5 protein-coding genes are annotated in these 3,365 nt (G+C 71.0%); all 5 read right to left on the bottom strand.

Translation table 11 applies throughout. The features are described from left to right. A partial coding sequence (locus NON22_RS22060; protein ID WP_257389154.1) for a serine hydrolase domain-containing protein occupies positions 1-636 on the bottom strand: 636 nt, incomplete at its 3' end. 226 nt (positions 637-862) lie between these two features. After that, entirely contained in the window at positions 863-1,822 is a 960-nt protein-coding gene (locus NON22_RS22055; protein ID WP_257389153.1) for a PDZ domain-containing protein, read from the bottom strand. Positions 1,823-1,835: 13 nt separating this feature from the next. Then, on the bottom strand, positions 1,836-2,273 hold the full coding sequence (locus tag NON22_RS22050) for a hypothetical protein (protein ID WP_257389152.1): 438 nt from the start codon (positions 2,271-2,273) through the stop codon (positions 1,836-1,838). Between the two features lie 2 nt (positions 2,274-2,275). Beyond that, positions 2,276-2,869, bottom strand: a complete 594-nt coding sequence (locus tag NON22_RS22045; RefSeq protein WP_257389151.1) for an RNA polymerase sigma factor — start codon at positions 2,867-2,869, stop codon at positions 2,276-2,278. Positions 2,870-2,951: 82 nt separating this feature from the next. Beyond that, the coding region (locus NON22_RS22040; protein WP_257389150.1) for a hypothetical protein at positions 2,952-3,365 on the bottom strand (414 nt) is incomplete at its 5' end.

Raw genomic sequence — 3,365 nt, 5'->3', positions numbered from 1 at the left:
GCCGTCGCGCCGGCCGGTGTCGATGCCGACGCGGCCGACGCCGCTGGCGGTGAGCTGCAGCGGCACGGTCACGCGTTCGGCCAGCGCGGCCGCGAAGCCGTCGCCGTGCGCGCGGCCGAGCAGCCAGGCCAGCAGCACGTTGCCGAGCGGCGATTCGCGCGCGACGACCTTGTCGGGTAACCGGTAATTCGCGAGAAAGTCGAGCAGGTCGGTTTCGCGATAGTCGCGCCACGGATCGTCCGCATCGGCCGGAAACAGATTGGCCGGCAACGGCGGCAGACCGCTGTCCTGCGCGGCGAGCTGCTGCAACGTCAGCGCGCAGACGCGCGCGTCGGCGCAGACGAAGCCGTCCGGCAGATAGCGGCTGATAGGGTCGATCAGCCGCACGCGGCCCGCGCTGGCCAGGTCCGCGAGCAGCAGTCCGGTCAGCGCCGCGCCGGCGTCGCCGAGCAGCAGGCGCCGGTCCGCAGCGTCGGCGGCCGTGGCCGGATACGTCGTCGTGCTGCCGCCGGACTGGACCAGATGGACGGCGGCGACCTGCGGCCAGCCGCCTTGCGCCGTCGCGTGTTCGAGATAGGCCGCTGCCGCGGTCGGCAACGCACCGTCGGCGTCGGCAGCGGCCGCCGTCGTAGCCATCGGAGCGAGCAGGGCGGCCGCCAGTAGTCGTAGAGCAATGCGCATGGCACGCAAGCATAGCCGCTGCGGCGCCGGCGTCGCGCTGGCCCGCGTCACGACCGCGCCGAAGAAAAAGCCGCAGCTTGCGCGGCGGCTTCGTGAAAAAGTGAGCCACATCCCTGTGGTCTCGGTTGCACCTGTGGGAGGGAGTGCGCGAGTTTCGACCGGCGCTCCGCGGCGAAGTTCCTCAGCCGCACTTGTCCGGCGTTTCGCGCCAGACCACCGGATCCCAGTATTCGCCGCCGACGCGGCTGTTGCGCTTGCCCTCGTTGAACTTGGCCGCAAGGTAGTAGGTCGTGTCGGCCTTGACCGTGACCGTCAGGGTCTTGACCTCGGGGCCGTCGCCGAGCCGCGTCGGATTCAGGCGCCGGTAGACCTTGGCCGGAATCAGCTCGACGAGCTTGAGCTCGTGCGTGCCGACGTTGACGCGGAACTGATGCACGCCGGCCGGGCCGGTCGAGTTGCCGTCGATCGACAACAGCTTCACACCGTAGAGATCCTGCTGCCGCGGCGCCACGTCGAAATCGTTGAAGCGGCCGCAGCCGCCGCTGCCGCCGTCGTTCTGCGGCTCGCGGCGCGTCGCGCCGGCGGCGCCGGTGCTCGCGACGAGTTCGTCGCGGCCGACCTTCAGCTGGATGGGCGGCAGCACGATGCTGCTGAGCTCGCCGCGCAGGGTCAGCGGCTTGTCCTCGCGCTGCAGCGCGAATTCGAGCGGCGCGCCGTCGGCCAGGGAATCCACGAGCGTGCGCATCGTCGCGGCCGCCTGGGCGTGGCCGGCCGTATCGGGGCCGAGCCCGACCAGGCTGGTGCCGTTCACGGCGACGATGCGGTCGCCCGCCTTGATGCCCATGCGCTGGGCCGCGCTGCGCGGCGTCACGCCGAGCACGCGCAGACCGTCGCGGGCGCGTTCCGCATTCGCACTGTCCACGAGCAGGCCGAGGTTGTTGACCCGCCGTGCCGGCTCGTCCAGCGTGAACGCGATGTCCTCGCCGGCCTTGTCGGCGAACGCGCCGGACTCGATCAGTCGCGCGAGCGCGAGCTGCACTTCCTCGCCGAGACGCTGCTCGACCGGAGCCGACTGGGCTGAAACCGCCGTCGCAAGGGCCAGGCCCAGCAGCGCCAGCATCGGATGTTTGACCATCGACATCGCCGTTCTCCACTCAAATCCGCGTCAGCTGCGCGCCATCGGCAGCCACCGCTATCAGACCCGACAACACTTCATTGCGCTGCTGCCACAGCGGCAACAGCTCCTCGGCGCTCGCGCCACGGTCGTAAGCCCGCTGCAGGGCCAGTTCGGCCGCGCTCAGCTCGGTTTCGCCGTCCAGGGCCGCCGCCGCCGCCTCGAGGCCTGCATAACGCTGCTCGAGCTCGTGCGACTGCCGCTGCAGCTGGGCCAGCGGATTGGCGGCGGCCGGCGCCGTCGGCGTTGACGGCAGCCAGGTCACGATCGCCGCGAGCGCGAGCACCGCGGCCATTCCCGCGCCCCACTGCACGAGGCGGCGGCGCTGACGCCGGCGCCGATGCGCCGCTTCGATGCGGGCCCAGAGCTGCGGCGGCGGATCGAATTCCGGCAGTGCGGCCAGGCGCAGCGATTTCAAACTCAACTCCGGCTCGGCCACGGCGATATCTCCACGTCGGCGCTGTTGGGTCGCAACCATTCCTGCAGCCGCCGCAGCGAACGTGACAGGATGGACTTCGAATAGCTCTCGGTCTGGCCGAACAGCTCGGCCAGCTCCTTGTGCGTATAGCCCTCGAGCTCGTGCAGCACGAGGATCAGACGTGCCCGCGGCGGCAGGCGTTGCAGCAGGCCCATCACGTCGTAGGCGTCGGCGGCGAGCGCGCCGCCGGTCTCCGCCGCATTGGCGAACAGCGGTTCCGGATCGTCCGGATCGATGTGCCGCTGGCTGCGCAGCTGGTCGATCGCGGCGTTCACGGTCATGCGCTTGAGCCAGGCACCGAACGGCGCATCGCCGCGATACTGGCGGATCGCGTCCATGAGCTTGAGGAACACGTCCTGGACGATGTCCTCGGCGGCCGCGGAACTGCCGAGCACGCGCATCGCGAGCGTATAGCAAGGCCGCGCGTAAGTGCGATACAGCGTCGCGTGCGCCGCCACGTCGCCGCGCCGCGCGCGCGCCAGAGTGACCTCGTCGACGGGCTGCGCAAAACCGGTGCGGATTTCGGGCGGGTTCATGTCCATGCACAGCGCACGACGGGCTGGAGGGGCGGCACGTCGCAGCCGCCGCAAAAAAAACGTGACGCCGGATGCATGAGTTTCAACCGCGCCGGGCGACGCGGATCTCCAGGATGCGGCCGCGCTCCACGAACAGCCGGGCCTGGCCGGTGTCGCGCTTCACGTTGACCGTGATGCCGGCCGCGCTGACCTCGGCGACCTTGCCTTCGATCTCGCGGCCGCCGCTCGTGATCAGCACCACACGCGCGCCGGACTGGCCGTTCAGCGCCTCGTACGGAATGACCACGAACGGCCGTTCGCGCTGCGGCTTCTCCGGCAGCCGGTCGATGCCCGGTCCTTTCCAGACCAGCGCCGCGGTCGAGCCCGGCGGCGGCGGCGGCGCCGACGGCAGGCCGGCCAGGCGCGGATCGAAGCGCGGATCGTTGCGTCCCGACGGGCGGGCCGGCCGGGCCGCGATCGTCTCGGCCGACTCCGGTTCGGGCGGCGCGACGACGGA

This window comes from Tahibacter caeni, assembly GCF_024609805.1.
Taxonomy (GTDB): Bacteria; Pseudomonadota; Gammaproteobacteria; order Xanthomonadales; family Rhodanobacteraceae; genus Tahibacter; species Tahibacter caeni.
This window is presented reverse-complemented; position numbering and strand designations above follow the sequence as displayed.

Excerpts from the sequence above, each read along its gene's own strand:
- NON22_RS22055 (WP_257389153.1), bottom strand. The coding sequence starts at position 1,822 with ATGTCGATGGTCAAACATCCGATGCTGGCGCTGCTGGGCCTGGCCCTT.
- NON22_RS22045 (WP_257389151.1), bottom strand. The coding sequence starts at position 2,869 with ATGAACCCGCCCGAAATCCGCACCGGTTTTGCGCAGCCCGTCGACGAG.